Source organism: Pseudovibrio sp. Ad26, from assembly GCF_001623285.1.
GTDB classification, from domain to species: domain Bacteria; phylum Pseudomonadota; class Alphaproteobacteria; order Rhizobiales; family Stappiaceae; genus Pseudovibrio; species Pseudovibrio ascidiaceicola.
Window position 1 is genome coordinate 59,039 of record NZ_LMCE01000088.1, and the last position, 16,339, is coordinate 75,377.

Here is a 16,339-nt window from a genome sequence, read left to right on the forward strand (position 1 = left end):
ACTTGGAGCATCTGAGGATACGCCCTCCTCATTCACCAGCCAATCTAGTTAACTATCGGGATCAGATCCCGGGTCTAATCTGTTATTTCTTGCCGCCTTGAGCGGTCAGGCGGCGAAGCGCCGTCATTTCCTTGAACCACTCACGGATCGGCCGTGCCGGTACACCACCATAACGCCCACCTGGCGCCAGATCGTCGTGTACAGCACTCACGCCAGCAACTTGCGCGCCCATTCCAATGCGAACGTGCCCGGAAACACCGGTCTGTCCACCAAGAACCACATAATCCTCAAGGCTGGAACTTCCAGAAATCCCTACCTGAGAAACAATAACGCAATGTTTGCCGATATTAACGTTGTGACCAACCTGAACCTGATTATCAATCTTGGTTCCATCACCCACAGTCGTATCACGGTTTGCACCGCGGTCTATACAGGAGCCAGCGCCAATTTCAACATCATTTCCTAGCACAACTCGGCCCATCTGGGGAACCTTGATATGTCCACCTGGTCCCATCGCAAACCCAAAGCCATCCTGCCCTATGCTAACGTTTGGGTGAATAATGACACGGTCACCAAGCACTGCGTGCTGCAAACTGGAATTTGCTCCAATGGAGCAATTCTCGCCCAGCTGACAATTGGCAGCGATCACTGCATTGGGACCAACACAAGATCCAGCCCCAATCACCACATGCGCGCCAATGACAGCACCAACTTCAACAACAACACCTTCACCCAGCTGCGCGCTCTCATCAACAAAAGCACGCGGACTGACAGACGTCTCGCTGGTTACCGAAAGTGGCCGCATTGCGGTTGGGTAAAGCTCAGCCAAAACTTTCGCCAGTGAGCGGTACGGCTCCTTGGCGAGCAAAGGCACAACGCCGTCAGGCACCTTGTCGACGTGCTTTTTGCTCACGAGACAAGCTGTTGCCTTCGTGCTCTCAAGCTGATCCAGATATTTTGGATTATCGATGAACACAAGCGTTCCGGGAACGCCTTCATCCAGAGGAGCAACACCAGTAATGGCAAGCTCACTATCACCACGAACAATCTCCGCCCCAGCCCATTCAGCTACTTGTTTCACTGTTATTGATCGAGCTTCAGGGAAGAAAACCGGGCTAACTTCAGATTGATTTGATGGTTCTGTCATAGGATCCTACAAAAAAACGGCCGCCGAGGGTATCGGCGACCGATTATAATCAAATTTTCACTAGATCAGAAGCGTGTACCACCACTGAGCTTGAATACCTGCGTTTCATCAACATCGTTTTTGAGCACAGGCCAAGCAAAGTCAGCACGCAGCGGCCCAAACGGCGACTGCCACAACACCCCAACACCAACGGAAGCACGAAGATCGAAGTCTTCAGACTGGATACCTGTTCCAATAACAGAAGCCAATTCGCTATCCACGCCCCAGAGAGAGCCCGCATCAGCGAAGACTGCGCCCGACAAACCAAGTTCTTCAGGGAAGACTGGGAATGGGAACTGGCCTTCAACAGTACCTGCAACGTAGTATTTACCACCCAAAGCATCGCCACCGTTTTCATCACGAGGGCCATAACCATTGGTCGCAAAACCACGAATTCTGTCAGGTGAACCCTGGAACTGATCAGTCACGCGCAGACGGTTACCGATAGATTCGATGTAACCAGCAGAACCTTTCACAAAGCCAACAAGACCCCATTCAGCGTAAAGCTCTTCAAATGCACTGCCCTTAAACTGACCACGAACATACTGAGACTCTCCACCGAGGCCAGCAACTTCCTGCTCGTAGGAAGCAACATAACCGTCACGTGGGTTCAGGTTGTTGTCCAGAGTATTGTAGACGAGCGAGAAGCCCGCAAGTGAAGTCGTGTACTGCCCAAGGGAGTCACAAACACCAAGTGAAACGCCGTCAGCACACTCACCAACACCAATACCAGTAGAGTCACTACGTGTCAGATCGCGCTGGTAAAGCTTGTAGAACAGGTTAAGCGTCAGTTCGTCTTCGCGAAGCGGAAGGCCGAAGTTAATCGCACCACCAGTTGTCTGCTCTTCGTAAGCACGCGAGCTGTTCTGATCATATACACGGCGGTACACATCCAGACCTGCAGAGATACGACGACCCATGAAGAATGGCTCAACGAACTTGAACTCATACTTCTGGTTGTCGGTACCACCACCAACAGCGGCCTTAACGTACTGGCCACGACCAAGGAAGTTGCGCTCGGTGATGGAGATATCACCAATCACACCATCAGAGGTGGAGTAACCCACACCGAATGAAACTTCACCAGTTGGCTGTTCTTCAACATCCACGTTGATGATCACGCGGTCAGGAGCACTACCCTGCTGACGCGTAATGCGCACATTCTGGAAGTAACGCGTATTGCGCAGACGACGCTCAGCCTTATCCAGAAGGATACGGTTGTAAGCATCACCTTCAGCGAGATCGAATTCACGGCGGATCACATACTCACGTGTACGGTCATTACCACGAACGTTGATACGCTCAACATAAACGCGCGGACCTTCTTCGATCAAATAAGTGATCGAGACTGTCTTGTTCTCATAATCACGCTCACCACGAGGGCGAACCTGAGCAAACGCATAACCTGCCTTGGAAACTTCCAGAGTCAGAGCTTCAAGCGTCTTTTCAACTTCCAAAGAGTTGTAGGTATCACCAGGCTGAGTGCGCAGATACTGACGCATCGCCTCTGGGTCAACAGCAGACAAAGACGTATCAATTTCGATATCGCCGAACTCGTACTGCTCGCCTTCATCAACAGTGAAAGTCACGTAGAAGATGTTTTGCTCGCGGTCCAGATCGGCAACAGCGGAAACAACGCGGAAGTCAGCGTAACCCTTCTGATAGTAAAACTGACGCAAAGATTCCTCGTCTACGTCAAGACGATCAGGATCATAAACATCAGTCGTACGCAACCAGCCAAGGAAGCCACTTTCGCGGGTCTGAATCTGCTCACGCAAATAACCGTCGGAGAATGCCTGGTTACCGATGAAGGAAATACGGGCCACACCCGTTTTATCACCTTCTTCGATTTCAAAAACCAGATCCACACGATTGTTAGCGCGCTCAATGATCTTCGGCTCAACAGACGCACGATAGCGACCGGAGCGACGATAAGCTTCCAGAAGGTTCTGAGCATCAGACTGAACACGCGCACGTGTCAGCATGGATCGTTCAGAGGAACGAACAACTGATTGCAGAGCTTCGTCTGTCAGTCGTTTATTACCCTCAAAGGAGATTTTGCCGATAACTGGATTTTCTTTAACGTCAACAACAAGAGTACCACCGCGCTGCTCGATGGAAACATCAGCGAACAGACCAGTCGCATAAAGCGTGGTCAGGCTCTCGTCGATATCAATTGCAGAAAACGATTTTCCTGGACGGATAGTCAGGTAGTTGCGAACTGTTTCGCTTTCGATGCGCGTTGCACCGTTAACGACAATCTTGTTAACCACCGCGGCCTCGGCAACACCTGCTCCGATAAACGGAACACCAACCGGAGCAACTGTACTAGTAGCTGCAACGGCCATTGCCAAAAGCGACACACGTGACAGGTTCTTAAATGACTGCATAGAACTGCTATGCCTTTTATTTTCAGCCTAAAGTTGCATTAGTCCCCTGATCCTCAGATCACTAATGCGCCTCAGGGTAATGGATAGAATCTGAAACACCTAGGAACTTTGTACAAGGTTTTCAGAGTAAAGCAAGGCGACACAACTGGATTTAATGCAATTTGCCCAATCCTTTGCCCAACCTTTGGTTACGCAACTTACCTAAGAGCCGATTATCGACCGCAGATCATTCCAGGTCGCAAAAACCATTAGAAGCAGAACCAGAGTGATCCCTATCCGGAACCCGAAATCCTGCAGTTTTTCACTCAACGGCTTACCCCTTACGATCTCGATAATGTAGTACAGCAGATGCCCGCCATCCAGCATGGGAACAGGCATAAGGTTGAGTAAACCAATAGAAATTGACAAAACTGCGGTAAGGTTAATTAGCGGTAAAATACCATGGGTCGCAACTTGCCCGGAAATTTGCGCTACGCGAATCGGACCACCTAGTTGGTCCGGATCTTCTTTACCGAGGAAAAGACCGCCAATATAACCTAATGTCCTATCAAGAATGTACCATGTCTCTTTTACCCCTTCACCCACGGCTTCCAGTGGGCCAAAACGCTTGACTATGACATCTTCTTGGGAAGTATTTCGCTGAATTCCGAGAATTCCAACCTTCTGCGTATTGCCAAAACCATCACTGATTTCCTGTAGTTCTGGCGTTGCAGTAAGGCGCTCAACCGCATCCCCGCGCTCCACATCGATCTGCATGGGAACGCCCGCACTCGCCGTCACGACCCGCTGCACATCATTGAAACTTTCTACAGGATTGCCATCAATGGAGAGGATCAAATCTCCTGGCAAGATGCCGGCCATTTCTGCTGCACTACCAGGTCGAACCTGATCCACACGTGGCAATGTTTCGAATTTTCCTAAAAATCCAAACATTCCTGCAAAGATAAGAATAGCGAGGATAAAATTAGCAATAGGCCCTGCGGCCACAATTGCGGAGCGCTGCCACGGGTTCTTCGCAAAGAACGCAGTCCGGCGCATCTCCTCATCCATTTTGGCTTGCTCGTCACGGTCCGGCACGCTTGCAGCATTCTCATCCCCTGAGAACTTCACATAGCCACCCAGCGGAATGGCACAGACCTTCCAGCGCGTCCCATGCTTGTCATTGCGACCCAACAGTTCCGGCCCGAACCCGACTGAGAATGCAAGAACCTTCACCCCGCACCAACGCGCGACGAGGAAATGCCCTAGCTCATGGAAGAAAACCACCACAGTAAGCACAGCCAAGAAGGGAATGATGACTCCGAGCGAACCACCAACAACTGAACTCAGAACGTCCATGCGAACAGCCTTACCTTATTTTTTAAAGGAAGCGCCGGATTAGGCGGCCATCTTCCCAATAACTTCGTTTGCAACTCGACGCGCTACCTGATCCAACTGAAGAATCTCCTCCAGCTGATCTGAACAATCTAGCATATTTTGCGTATGAAGCCGATTCAGAACATCCTCAAGAAGCTCTGGGATCTGGAGGAAACCGATCTTCCGTCCAAGGAAGGCGTCCACCGCCACTTCGTCAGCTGCGTTAAAAATCGTCCCTGCTCCATCGCCAAGTTCCATCACTTTACGTGCAAGTGACAGCGCAGGAAAACGCTCAAAATCGGGCTTTTCAAAGTCCAGGCACCCAATCATCCCCAGATCGAGATCCGCAATCGGAGCTGTCTTTCGGGTTGGGTATGCCAAGCAATGAGCAATCGGCCCGCACATATCTGGAACAGCCATATGGGCCAATAATGACCCATCACAATATCTAACCATACCATGGACAATTGATTGTGGATGGACAACCACATCCAGCTGATCAGCAGTAATAGGGAACAGATGATAGGCCTCAATCAGCTCAAGTCCTTTGTTCACCATCGAAGCACTATCGATGGTAATCCGCTGCCCCATAGACCAGTTCGGATGCTTCAGCGCCACCTCAGGCGTCGCAACACGCATCTCTTCTAGCGTCGAAGTTCGGAACGGCCCACCGGAAGCTGTGACAATCACTTTGTCGACAGCTTTGGGGTCATCCTGCTCAAACACCTGAAAAATCGCATTATGTTCTGAATCCATTGGCAGCAGTTTGGAGCCATGCTTTTCAGCCAACTCACACACAATCGTGCCCGCACAGACCATGGTTTCTTTATTGGCAAGGGCGATATTGCTACCGGCCTTGATCCCCTCAATGGTCGGCTCCAGCCCTGCGGCTCCGACCATGGCAGAAACCAGCACATCCACCTTCTGGCTGGCCGCTTCCAGAACAGCCTCACGACCTGCAGAAACCTCTACGCCTGTGCCAGCGAGAGCTGCTTTAAGATCTTCGTATTTAGAAGCATCACCAATGACGGCGCGCTTTGCCCCGGTCTCTCTGCACGCCTTTGCAAGCGCATTAACATTACGGCCTGCAACAAGTGCATTGACGTCATAACGTTCAGGGCTGTGCGCAATAACTTTGAGCGTACTGGCTCCAACCGATCCGGTTGCTCCCAACACCGTGAGAGATTTTGTCATATCAACAACCCTTGCAAATCAACAGAACCGTGGGCAAAGCACGAAAATCAGCAGTATCAGGATGCAAACAGCATCAACCCTGCATTTGGATCAAACAGCTGACCGCCAAACACTACACCAACCACATAGGCAAACACAGCGGCGGCGACAAGACCATCAACGCGATCAAGCAACCCACCATGCCCGGGAATGAGGCGACTGGAGTCTTTCACCTTAAAGCGGCGCTTCATGGAACTTTCAAACAAATCTCCAAGCTGAGAGACTGCAGAAAGAACAACAGCAAGCCCAAACGCCCAGATCAGCTGAGAGCCACCGGCAACAGCAACAAAGCCCATTCCTAAAAGCGAAGAAAAGACGACGCCGCCAATAGCACCGCTCCAGGTCTTATTTGGAGAAACAGCAGGCCAAAGCTTAGGTCCGCCAAAGCTGCGACCACACACATAGGCCGCAATATCGGTCCCCCAGACCACAAGGAAGAGATAGATGATAAAGAACAGCCCTTCATCCCCTTCCCGTAGCGCCAGCAATGAAACAAATGTCAGGCCAGCGTAAACGTAGCCCTCACTCACCCAGCGCGCCGTCCGGTCAAAGCCACCAGCACCGTAAAGTACCGCAGCACCAGCAATCAGCGTTCCGGCAATCCAGAGCGGCTGCGCCTGAAAGTAACTAAAGCCAATGAAGAGAAGAAACAGATAGCCCAGCAGCACAACAGGTCGCTGAGCGTTTTGCAAAATGATCTTGTACCATTCCCAGTAAACAATCAGCATGCCAACAAGCACGAGGCCAGCAAACCAGAAACCACCTGCCCATGTTAGCGCCAGCGCGACAGGAGCAAGAATAACTGCAGAAAGAGCGCGTACCAGCAAATCAGGATTTGCATTTAGCACGCGCCGGATAATTCCTCCGGAAGCGCCTTCAGAATTGTTCTGATTGTTTTTGTCAGGCATTACGTCCCAGTCGCGTCAGAGCTCAAACCCCCATACCGCCGGTCACGGTTAGAGAACGCCAGCAAAGCATCATCAAAAGCATCTGAGTTAAACTCAGGCCAGGGCGTAGGAGCAAAATAAAATTCGGCATAAGCAGCCTGCCACAACAGGAAGTTGGAAAGTCGCTGCTCTCCACCTGTGCGGACTATGAGGTCTGGATCCGGAATATCACGGGTATCCAGACAAGTACTGACATCATCCTCCCCAATGTCAGCAGCTCTCAACTCACCAGCTTCCACGCGCTGCGCCAGTTGCCGTGCAGCTCGGACGAATTCGTCCCGCGCTCCGTAGTTAAAAGCAATAACCAGCACCAACCCTGTACAATGAGCAGTCTCTCGTTCCGCATCATTAAGCAGCGTCAGCATGGATTTATCGAGATTTTCTTTGGACCCGATGACACGAACTCTCACGTTAGTCTTGGTGAGTTCCTTAATGTCATCGCGCACAAACCGGCGCAGCAGTGCCAACAGGAACGAGACTTCCTGTTGCGGGCGCGCCCAGTTTTCAGAAGAAAAACTAAAAAGCGTCAGGTAGGAGATCCCGCGCTTTTGTGCGTGTTTAACGGCTTCGCGCAGTGTTTTCACACCGCGCCGATGCCCTTCGGTACGCGGAAGGCCTCGGCGAGTTGCCCAACGGCCATTACCATCCATAATGATGGCGACGTGACGAGGCACACTCAAAAGTCCGATTTCGGAATTTGCATCAATTGCCTCAAATTCAACGCTCGCCGCCATATAGCCCCCGCATGCAAACAGGATTAAACCTGCTTGATTTCCTGTTCTTTTTTGGCAAGTACAGAATCAACTTCACCAATAATGTCGTCAGTCATCTTCTGAACCATGTCAGAAGCTGAACGCGCATCATCTTCCCCCATCTCACCAGCTTTTTCGAGCTTTTTGATGGTTTCCATGCCATCGCGGCGAACATGACGTGCAGCGATCTTCGCTTGCTCGGCAAATTTATGCGCAACTTTGACAAGTTCTTGACGACGCTCTTCATTAAGCTCAGGAATTGGCAAACGCAGCACCATTCCGTCTACAACCGGGTTCAGACCAAGGCTGGATTCACGGATAGCTTTTTCAGTGGCCTGCATCATCGAACGATCCCAGACCTGAACAGAAATCATGCGCGGCTCTGGAACACTGACTGTCGCGACCTGGTTGATCGGCATTGGAGCGCCATAAGCCTCCACAGTGATTGTGTCCAGCATACTTGCAGAAGCACGACCAGTACGAAGACCAGCAAATTCATGCTTCAAAGCTGTGATCGCACCATTCATGCGGCGGTCAAGATCGTCATAGTCCAGCTCTGACATAATTTCCTCTTTCACCTATCATTTTAACGGACCGGCATTCCAAAACTAAAAACCGGCCCGGGTCAAAATCCGACAGTTAAGACACCAGCTGATGCCTGTTAGTCTTCAATGACCGTAAACAGCCCCTGCCCGCGCAGCACATTAACAAGCGCGCTGGAGGTCTTGATGGAAAAGACAACTACAGGAATAGAGTTGTCCCGGGCAAGTGCAATCGCGGTCGCATCCATGACTTTAAGGTTCTTTTCAAGAACTTCCCCCGGTGTAAGCGTGTCAAAACGCTTTGCATCAGGCTTAAGCTTAGGATCAGCGTCATAAACGCCATCAACACTGGTACCCTTGAGGAACACATCACACTGCATCTCTGCCGCACGCAGTGCCGCACCAGAATCAGTGGTAAAGAACGGATTGCCCGTACCACCGGCAAACAGAATAACGTCCCCGTCTTCCATGTAACGCTCTGCGCCGCGCTGAGTAAAGCTCTCACAAATCGACGGCACCGGAACAGCGGAAAGCACACGGGCCTGAATACCGCGCTGACGAAGCGCATCGGCAAGCGTGAGCGAATTCATAATGGTTGCCAGCATACCCATATGGTCGCCGGTCACACGGTTTGCGCCTTTGGCTGCCAGAGCCACACCGCGGAAGATGTTACCGCCACCAACAACAATGCCGAACTGGGCACCCAGATTTACAGCCTCTGAAATTTCCGCTGCTACCCGTTCAACCACCTTTGGATCAATACCAAAGTCCTGGTCGCCCATCAGCGCTTCCCCTGAAAGTTTCAGAAGAACTCGTTTCCAGCGAACACCCTCAGACATAGTAAACCTCTTTTCATGCATCCAGATACAAAGAGGGCGTCGACTGAGTCGACGCCCTCAATAAATTAGTTACCAGCAGCAGCAGCAACTTCAGCTGCGAAGTCTGATTCTTCTTTTTCAATACCTTCACCAAGGGCGATGCGAACAAAGCCGGTGAGTTTGATTGGAGAACCGATTTCTTTAGCTGTTTCTTCAACGGCCTTCTCTACAGTCAGATCAGGGTTGATAACGAAAGACTGCTTAACCAGTGTAACTTCTTCATAGAACTTACGCAGGCGACCTTCAACCATCTTCTCGATGATGCTTTCAGGCTTACCAGACTCACGAGCCTGTTCCATGTAAACAGTGCGCTCACGCTCAACAGCGTCTGCGTCCAGCTCATCAGTGTTCAGTGCCATTGGGTTGGTCGCTGCAACGTGCATTGCAATCTGTTTACCCAAAGCTGCCAGTTTGTCTGCATCACCTGCAGATTCAAGAGCAACCAGAACACCGATTTTGCCAAGGCCGTCACCAGCAGCGTTGTGCATGTAAGAAGCAACAACACCTTCGGAAACAGACAGACCAGCAGAACGACGAAGGGTCATGTTTTCACCGATGGTGCCAACAGCTTCCTTCAGTTCGCCTTCAACGCTCTTGTCAGAACCTGGGTAAGGTGCTGCAGCAAGCTTTTCAACGTCACCATCAACAGTAAGCGCGGTTGCAGCGATATCGCGAACCAGCTTCTGGAAGTTTTCGTTACGAGCAACGAAGTCTGTTTCGGAGTTAACCTCAACAACAACAGCTTTGTTGCCATCTGCTGCAACTGCAACAAGACCTTCAGCCGCAACGCGGCCAGCCTTCTTAGCAGCCTTTGCAAGGCCTTTGGTACGCAGCCAATCAACAGCTGCTTCCATGTCGCCACCTGTTTCTTTCAGGGCAGCTTTACAATCCATCATGCCAGCACCGCTTGTTTCGCGGAGCTCTTTTACCATAGCAGCGGTAATGCTCATCGTACGCCTCATGGACGGGAGTGTGTCATAAAAAAATCAGAGGAAGCCGACTTCCCTGCGGATTCATCCGATTTATCGCATAGCGACCGTGACCCTTCGCAGTAAAACAAACGAAAAATCACATAGAAACTGGAGGGGAAGCGCATAAATGCGCTTCCCGAGAGAAAACCTTAGCCTTCGCTCTTGTCAGCTTCAGCTGCAGGAGCAGCTTCTTCAGCAAGAACAGGCTCTTCAAGGAGTTCTTCAGATTCGCCGAGATCGATACCCATAGAACCGGATGCGCGTGCGATGCCGTCAATAGCAGCGCGTGCGATCAGGTCTGTGTAAAGAGTAATTGCACGACCAGCATCATCGTTACCCGGTACAGGGTAAGTAATGCCATCTGGATCACAGTTGGAATCCAGGATCGCAGCAACCGGAATGCCCAGACGACGAGCTTCCTGAATTGCGTTAGCTTCGCGGTTGGTGTCGATAACAAAGATTAGGTCGGGAATACCGCCCATGTCTTTAATACCACCAAGGTTGCGCTCAAGCTTCTGACGCTCACGGTCAAGGAACAGACGCTCTTTTTTGGTCATGCGGTTTGCATCACCACCGTCGAGCAGTTCTTCAACTTTACGCAGACGCTGGATGGACTGAGAGATCGTCTTCCAGTTGGTCAGCATGCCGCCGAGCCAACGAGCGTTTACGTAGTACTGAGCAGAGTTGCGAGCAGCTTCTGCAACAGCTTCCTGAGCCTGGCGCTTGGTACCAACCAAAAGCACGCGACCACCAGCAGCAACAGTGTCAGACACAGCTTTAAGAGCCTGGTGCAGAAGCGGAACTGTCTGACCAAGATCAAGAATGTGAATGTTGTTGCGAACACCGAAGATGTAGTTGTTCATCTTTGGGTTCCAGCGGTGCTTCTGGTGACCAAAGTGGACGCCTGCTTCAAGAAGCTGACGCATAGTAAAATCAGGCAAAGCCATGCCTTTATTCTCCTTAGTTTTCCGGTTTAATCCTCCGCAGGGCAGCACAACCGTGCAACTCTCTAACCGGATGGAGCTCGCCACAAGGACAAACCCCGCCCTGCGTGCGGGATGGGGCGCTTATAGAACCCCTTTTCAAGAAGATCAAGCACTCAAGGATTAAGATCAACACATAGGCCCGAATTAGTAAAACAGATGCTCTCCAGCCCTGTTTGCACAACTCCAAATTTTATCATCTCTACCACAGCAACCAGACACCAAACCAAACTGCGGGTATGCGCATTACATATTAGTAATTCCGAAAAGTTATAGTTAACAAAACATCAACAAAATGACTCAATTCGGACACATTTTAAAATGGCACCAAACAAACTGATAGTAGCAGCACTTGTGGCTTTGACATTGGGTGGCTGCGCCAAAACCGTCAAGCTCTCGGACATTGATGCAAAGACGGTCTCCAAATCCTCAGTAAAGCCCATCAAAAACCGACATGTGAGAGAAGGCCACATCAACACCCATGGCATCCAGCATGGTCTGCTGGGTATTGTTGTGACCACAGCCATGAATGCAGCCTCTGGCGCCTATGGCGAGATGGCCTCCATTCCCGCAGCGAAGCACGATCCACAAACCGCCATGCGCGACCGGTTGACCAAATATCTGCAGAGCACCCACAAGTTCCGCTTTAAGGGCACGATCAAGGGCCCATATAGCAAACCGATCATCAGCAAGGAGAAACGCGCAAAAGCTCTCACAAAGCTCGCCAGAGAAACCGGTTACTCTGGTTATTACTTGGATGTATCGACAGTCACCTATCAGTCAGAAATGCAGGGCGCAGGCTGGTTCGCAAATCTCGCTTATCGCTACCGCGGACGCGCACTCCTGGTTTCCGCCAAGGATGGCAAAATCCTCGCTGCCTCAACCTGCAACGTTACTGATCATGCCGATTTAACTGATCTGGCTGAGAAAGGACAAAAGAGCGTAGACCGCTTCGCCAAAAACCTTGGTTACTCCTGCGCTGAACAGGTCATACAGAAAATCTTTTAGTATCGGAGCAGCTGGCATGAACACCAATAAACGCAACATGCTCTAAAATAGAAAACCCCGCCGAACATCTTCCGCGAGGTTCTTTTTTGCCTATACCGAAGCATCCTAGGACATCTGGACGTCCATCACGCCCGGTAGGGTTTTCAACGCACCAGACAGTTGCGGTGAAAGCTGATAATTGCCGGGGAGTTTGACCTCCACTTCGCGCTGACCGTTATCCAGCAGCACAACGCAGCTCACGTCACCATCACCACCGCGGCGCAGCTGGCGTTGCAGGCTCTGGATCGGCTCACTAGATCCGAGGAAAATCCGCAGGGTTCGATGTACCCTGCCCGCCACTTTCTCCAGCGGCTCTACCTGTGAAATGCGAACACTGACTTCCTCATCGCGCATATCTGCCTGCACCAGCAGCACAACAGATTGCCCCGGCTCCAGCAAATCGCGGCACTGGTTCAGTGTCTCAGAGAACATCACCGCTTCATACTGCCCGGTCGGATCAGAAATACGAACGATGCCCATCTGGTTGCCAGTACGGGTCTTACGCTCCTGCTTTGCCGTCACAGTTCCTGCAAGGCGCCCCGCAGAAGACCCAGCTTTCACAGAGCGTTCAAAATCTTTCCAAAGCTGCACGCGCAACTTGGTAAACAGCTCGCGATACTCATCAAGCGGATGGGCGGAAATATAAAAGCCTACCGCTGCATATTCTTTTTGCAGCCGTTCGGATGGAAGCCACGGATCCGTCGGGTTGAGGATCAAAGACTCAGGCGCATTGTCTCCGCCAAAGAAGTCGTTTTGACCGGACGTCTTGTTCTGTTCTGTTCGCTGCGCCATGCCGATGATGCGATCCAAACCATCAAGCAACTGCGCACGGTTCGAATTAAGTTCATCAAAGGCACCAGCGGCAATGAGGTTCTCGATTGTGCGTTTATTGAGAACCTTTGGACTTATGCGCGTCGCAAAGTCACCCAGATCCTTAAACGGCTCATCTCCGCGCACCTCGACAATATGCTCAACCGCCTGCTCGCCCACACCTTTGATCGCGCCCATGGCGTAAACAATCTTGCCATCCAGCACATCAAAATGAACACCGGACTTATTGACAGAAGGCGGCACCACCTCGATGCCCATACGCACCGCTTCCTGACGGAAGTCACTCAGCTTATCTGTATTGCCCAGATCAAGCGTCATGATACCAGCAAGGAACTCAACTGGATAATTCGCTTTCAGCCATGCGGTTTGATAGGCCACAAGCGCATAAGCAGCCGCGTGGGATTTGTTAAAGCCGTAGTTCGCGAACTTGGCCACCAGATCGTAGATCATCCCGGCCTGGTTTTTATCCACCTTCTGCGCAACTGCCCCCTCAACAAAGCGGGCACGCTGGATCTCCATTTCAGCAGCAATCTTCTTACCCATCGCACGGCGCAGCAAATCCGCTTCGCCAAGAGAATAACCAGACAGCACCTGCGCGATCTGCATCACCTGTTCCTGATAAACGATAATGCCGTTTGTCTCAGTCAGGATTGGTTCCAGCAACGGATGGAGATAATCAGGCTCCTGCTCGCCATGTTTTACCGCGTTGTAGATCGGGATATTATCCATTGGGCCCGGGCGATAAAGCGCCACCAGAGCAATGATATCCTCAAACCGGTCAGGCCGCATACCAGCAATAGCTCGGCGCATGCCCTGACTTTCCAGCTGGAACACACCAACCGTCTCACTGGCAGCCAGAAGCTTATAGGTCGCAGGATCATCAATCGGTATTTCTTCGATCTTAACTTCAATGCCGCGCTTCTTGATATGCGAAACCGCAGTATCAATAACCGTCAGCGTCTTCAGACCCAAAAAGTCAAATTTGACCAGACCGGCAGCCTCAACCCATTTCATGTTGAACTGAGCAACGGGCATGTCTGAGCGAGGGTCTCGGTACAGTGGGACCAACTGCTCCAGCGGGCGGTCACCAATCACCACGCCCGCCGCGTGGGTGGACGCGTGACGATAAAGGCCTTCCAGCTTTTGCGCCATCTTCAAAAGGCGGTCGACAACCTCCTCCTGCTTAGCAGCTTCACGCAGCCGTGGTTCCTGCTCCAGCGCCTCAGGCAGCGTGCACGGGTTGGCCGGGTTGCCGGGCACCAGTTTACTTAGGCGATCCACCTGACCATATGGCATCTGCAGCACACGGCCCACATCACGCAGCACAGCCTTGGCCTGCAGCGTTCCGTAAGTGATGATCTGCGCCACCTGCTCGCGGCCATACTTGCGCTGCACATACCGGATTACTTCTTCACGGCGGTTCTGGCAAAAGTCGATATCAAAATCCGGCATGGACACACGGTCCGGATTCAGGAAGCGTTCGAACAGCAACGAGAACCGCATCGGATCAAGGTCAGTAATGGTCAGCGACCACGCAACCAGCGACCCTGCACCGGAACCACGCCCCGGTCCCACAGGAATATCTTCGTTCTTCGCCCACTTAATGAAGTCTGCAACGATCAGGAAGTACCCAGGGAACTTCATGCGGATAATGATGCCGAGCTCATAATCCAGACGATCCCAGTAATCTTTCTCTTCAAGATCCGGCGCCAGACCATGCAAATCAAGACGCGCTTGCAAGCCTTCCTTCGCCTGCCGCGTCAGCTCTTCCGCCTCGGCACGCTCTGCTTCTCCAGCATCAGCATCCGCACCTGCAAAGCGCGGCAGGATAGGATCTCGCTTCAGCGGGCGATAATGACAACGCCGCGCAATCGTCACAGAGTTCTCAAGCGCCTCCGGAAGATCGGAGAACAGCTCCATCATCTGCTCACGGGTTTTGAAACAATGATCCGGAGTCAGCTGGCGGCGGTCGGTCTCGACAAGAACACGGCCTTCGGAAATCGCGATCAGCGCATCGTGCGCTTCATAGTCATCCGGGTTAGGGAAATAAGCCTCGTTGGTCGCAACAATTGGAATATTCAGGTCATAGGCAAGGTTCAGGAGCGCAGGCTCAACATCTTCCTCACCTTTCATGTTGTGGCGCTGCAATTCCACATAAAGACGATCGCCAAATGTGGCTTGCAAAAGTTCCAGACGAGACTTGGCAAGATCAACATGGCCTTCTCGCAGCTGCGAGTTGATCGGACCGTCACTGGCACCAGTCAGCGCAATCAGACCATTGGACTTGTCCAGCACACGTGAAAGAGGAACATTGGCTTTGAACCCAGGCTCTGTATCAAGAAAGGCTCTTGAAACAAGGTCCATGAGGTTTTCATAACCTGTCTCATTCACCGCGAGAAAAACCAGATCGCTGACGGCTTCATCTCCAACCGCATCAGGCTGGTCTTCAAAGTTCACCGATATCTGACAACCGATGATTGGCTGCATACCCGCGCCAAATGCCTTTTCAGAAAATTCGAGCGCCCCGAAAAGGTTCCCGCTGTCAGTGATAGCCAGCGCCGGCTGCTCATCCTTGGAAGCAAGATCAAGCACTTTTCCAATTGGTAGAGCCCCTTCCAGCAAAGAGTAAGCCGAGTGAACACGGAGATGGACGAAACCTGGAGATGACATCTGGAGCCTTTTGGTTCGCAAGGTATGTGCGACAGTAGCACCTCATTTGGAGGACCCAAAAGCAAAATGCAATTGCCTGGCAAATCGCACCACCGGTTATCCCGAGTTTCCCAACCTCTCTTCCTCAGTATTTTCTAAGGAAGCATCCGGGTCAGTGCATCACCCCACATCAGGCAGCTGCTTGCAAAAAGAACGATAGAACCGAATGCTGCTGCTTCACGAAGTACAAATGACATAACAAACATCCTTATTTTGAACCCTATTTGTATCTGTTATGTTCTATCAATGTTCTCATTCTTTCAACCCTTAATTTGGCTGGGTCAAACTCATAGTTAATGAGTGGTATACGCATTACTCCCCCAACATCACCAGACAAACACAGCAAAGTATTTCCCTCAGCAACTCAATAAGTTGCTGAATCAATCAGCGTTAACGCCGCAGGTAAATATCGCGGAACACCAGCCTCGCTTGAACGATCAGACAGAGAGAACAACAGGTATCAAAACAAGAACATCCCCTCAAAACAAAAATGCCAGCGAACAGGTCGCTGGCA

12 protein-coding genes are annotated in these 16,339 nt (G+C 51.4%); 1 reads left to right on the forward strand and 11 read right to left on the reverse strand.

Translation table 11 applies throughout. From position 1 onward, the window contains the following. Positions 1-82: 82 nt before the first annotated feature. The 10 genes from lpxD to rpsB all read right to left on the reverse strand — a co-directional run bounded on the left by lpxD (position 83) and on the right by rpsB (position 11,202). A complete protein-coding gene (gene lpxD / locus PsAD26_RS17410) occupies positions 83-1,147 on the reverse strand; it encodes a UDP-3-O-(3-hydroxymyristoyl)glucosamine N-acyltransferase (RefSeq protein WP_063311475.1) in 1,065 nt (354 codons plus the stop codon). 65 nt (positions 1,148-1,212) lie between these two features. Beyond that, on the reverse strand, positions 1,213-3,576 hold the full coding sequence (gene bamA, locus PsAD26_RS17415) for an outer membrane protein assembly factor BamA (RefSeq protein ID WP_063311476.1): 2,364 nt from the start codon (positions 3,574-3,576) through the stop codon (positions 1,213-1,215). Between the two features lie 201 nt (positions 3,577-3,777). Next, on the reverse strand, positions 3,778-4,914 hold the full coding sequence (gene rseP / locus PsAD26_RS17420) for an RIP metalloprotease RseP (RefSeq protein WP_063311477.1): 1,137 nt from the start codon (positions 4,912-4,914) through the stop codon (positions 3,778-3,780). Between the two features lie 39 nt (positions 4,915-4,953). Further along, positions 4,954-6,126, reverse strand: a complete 1,173-nt coding sequence (gene dxr, locus PsAD26_RS17425; protein ID WP_063311478.1) for a 1-deoxy-D-xylulose-5-phosphate reductoisomerase — start codon at positions 6,124-6,126, stop codon at positions 4,954-4,956. A gap of 56 nt (positions 6,127-6,182) precedes the next feature. Next, entirely contained in the window at positions 6,183-7,073 is an 891-nt protein-coding gene (locus tag PsAD26_RS17430) for a phosphatidate cytidylyltransferase (RefSeq protein WP_063311479.1), read from the reverse strand. Next, a complete protein-coding gene (locus PsAD26_RS17435) occupies positions 7,073-7,846 on the reverse strand; it encodes an isoprenyl transferase (RefSeq protein ID WP_063311480.1) in 774 nt (257 codons plus the stop codon). Before PsAD26_RS17435 ends, PsAD26_RS17430 begins: the two co-directional genes overlap by 1 nt. Positions 7,847-7,869: 23 nt before the next feature. Beyond that, the gene (gene frr, locus PsAD26_RS17440) at positions 7,870-8,427 is read right to left on the reverse strand and encodes a ribosome recycling factor (protein WP_063299532.1); all 558 of its coding nucleotides are present in this window, start codon (positions 8,425-8,427) and stop codon (positions 7,870-7,872) included. Positions 8,428-8,525: 98 nt separating this feature from the next. Continuing rightward, positions 8,526-9,245, reverse strand: a complete 720-nt coding sequence (pyrH, locus tag PsAD26_RS17445; protein WP_057465535.1) for a UMP kinase — start codon at positions 9,243-9,245, stop codon at positions 8,526-8,528. Positions 9,246-9,310: 65 nt separating this feature from the next. After that, positions 9,311-10,234: a translation elongation factor Ts gene (tsf, locus tag PsAD26_RS17450; RefSeq protein WP_063289013.1), complete on the reverse strand. Its 924-nt coding sequence runs from the start codon at positions 10,232-10,234 to the stop codon at positions 9,311-9,313. A gap of 170 nt (positions 10,235-10,404) precedes the next feature. Beyond that, on the reverse strand, positions 10,405-11,202 hold the full coding sequence (gene rpsB / locus PsAD26_RS17455) for a 30S ribosomal protein S2 (RefSeq protein WP_057465538.1): 798 nt from the start codon (positions 11,200-11,202) through the stop codon (positions 10,405-10,407). A gap of 357 nt (positions 11,203-11,559) precedes the next feature. Here rpsB and PsAD26_RS17460 point away from each other — a divergent pair, with 357 nt between their 5' ends. Continuing rightward, positions 11,560-12,246: a hypothetical protein gene (locus tag PsAD26_RS17460; protein ID WP_063311481.1), complete on the forward strand. Its 687-nt coding sequence runs from the start codon at positions 11,560-11,562 to the stop codon at positions 12,244-12,246. Between the two features lie 105 nt (positions 12,247-12,351). Here the strand turns inward: PsAD26_RS17460 and dnaE are convergent, their stop codons facing one another. Then, entirely contained in the window at positions 12,352-15,786 is a 3,435-nt protein-coding gene (dnaE, locus tag PsAD26_RS17465) for a DNA polymerase III subunit alpha (RefSeq protein ID WP_063311482.1), read from the reverse strand. Between the last annotated feature and the right edge of the window lie 553 nt (positions 15,787-16,339).

What these genes read in the sequence shown, in the direction of transcription:
- rpsB (WP_057465538.1), bottom strand. Translation starts at nt 11,202, where the DNA reads ATGGCTTTGCCTGATTTTACTATGCGTCAGCTTCTTGAAGCAGGCGTC.
- rseP (WP_063311477.1), bottom strand. Translation starts at nt 4,914, where the DNA reads ATGGACGTTCTGAGTTCAGTTGTTGGTGGTTCGCTCGGAGTCATCATT.
- tsf (WP_063289013.1), bottom strand. Translation starts at nt 10,234, where the DNA reads ATGAGCATTACCGCTGCTATGGTAAAAGAGCTCCGCGAAACAAGCGGT.
- PsAD26_RS17430 (WP_063311479.1), bottom strand. Translation starts at nt 7,073, where the DNA reads ATGCCTGACAAAAACAATCAGAACAATTCTGAAGGCGCTTCCGGAGGA.
- dnaE (WP_063311482.1), bottom strand. Translation starts at nt 15,786, where the DNA reads ATGTCATCTCCAGGTTTCGTCCATCTCCGTGTTCACTCGGCTTACTCT.
- dxr (WP_063311478.1), bottom strand. Translation starts at nt 6,126, where the DNA reads ATGACAAAATCTCTCACGGTGTTGGGAGCAACCGGATCGGTTGGAGCC.
- pyrH (WP_057465535.1), bottom strand. Translation starts at nt 9,245, where the DNA reads ATGTCTGAGGGTGTTCGCTGGAAACGAGTTCTTCTGAAACTTTCAGGG.
- lpxD (WP_063311475.1), bottom strand. Translation starts at nt 1,147, where the DNA reads ATGACAGAACCATCAAATCAATCTGAAGTTAGCCCGGTTTTCTTCCCT.
- PsAD26_RS17460 (WP_063311481.1), top strand. Translation starts at nt 11,560, where the DNA reads ATGGCACCAAACAAACTGATAGTAGCAGCACTTGTGGCTTTGACATTG.
- bamA (WP_063311476.1), bottom strand. Translation starts at nt 3,576, where the DNA reads ATGCAGTCATTTAAGAACCTGTCACGTGTGTCGCTTTTGGCAATGGCC.
- PsAD26_RS17435 (WP_063311480.1), bottom strand. Translation starts at nt 7,846, where the DNA reads ATGGCGGCGAGCGTTGAATTTGAGGCAATTGATGCAAATTCCGAAATC.
- frr (WP_063299532.1), bottom strand. Translation starts at nt 8,427, where the DNA reads ATGTCAGAGCTGGACTATGACGATCTTGACCGCCGCATGAATGGTGCG.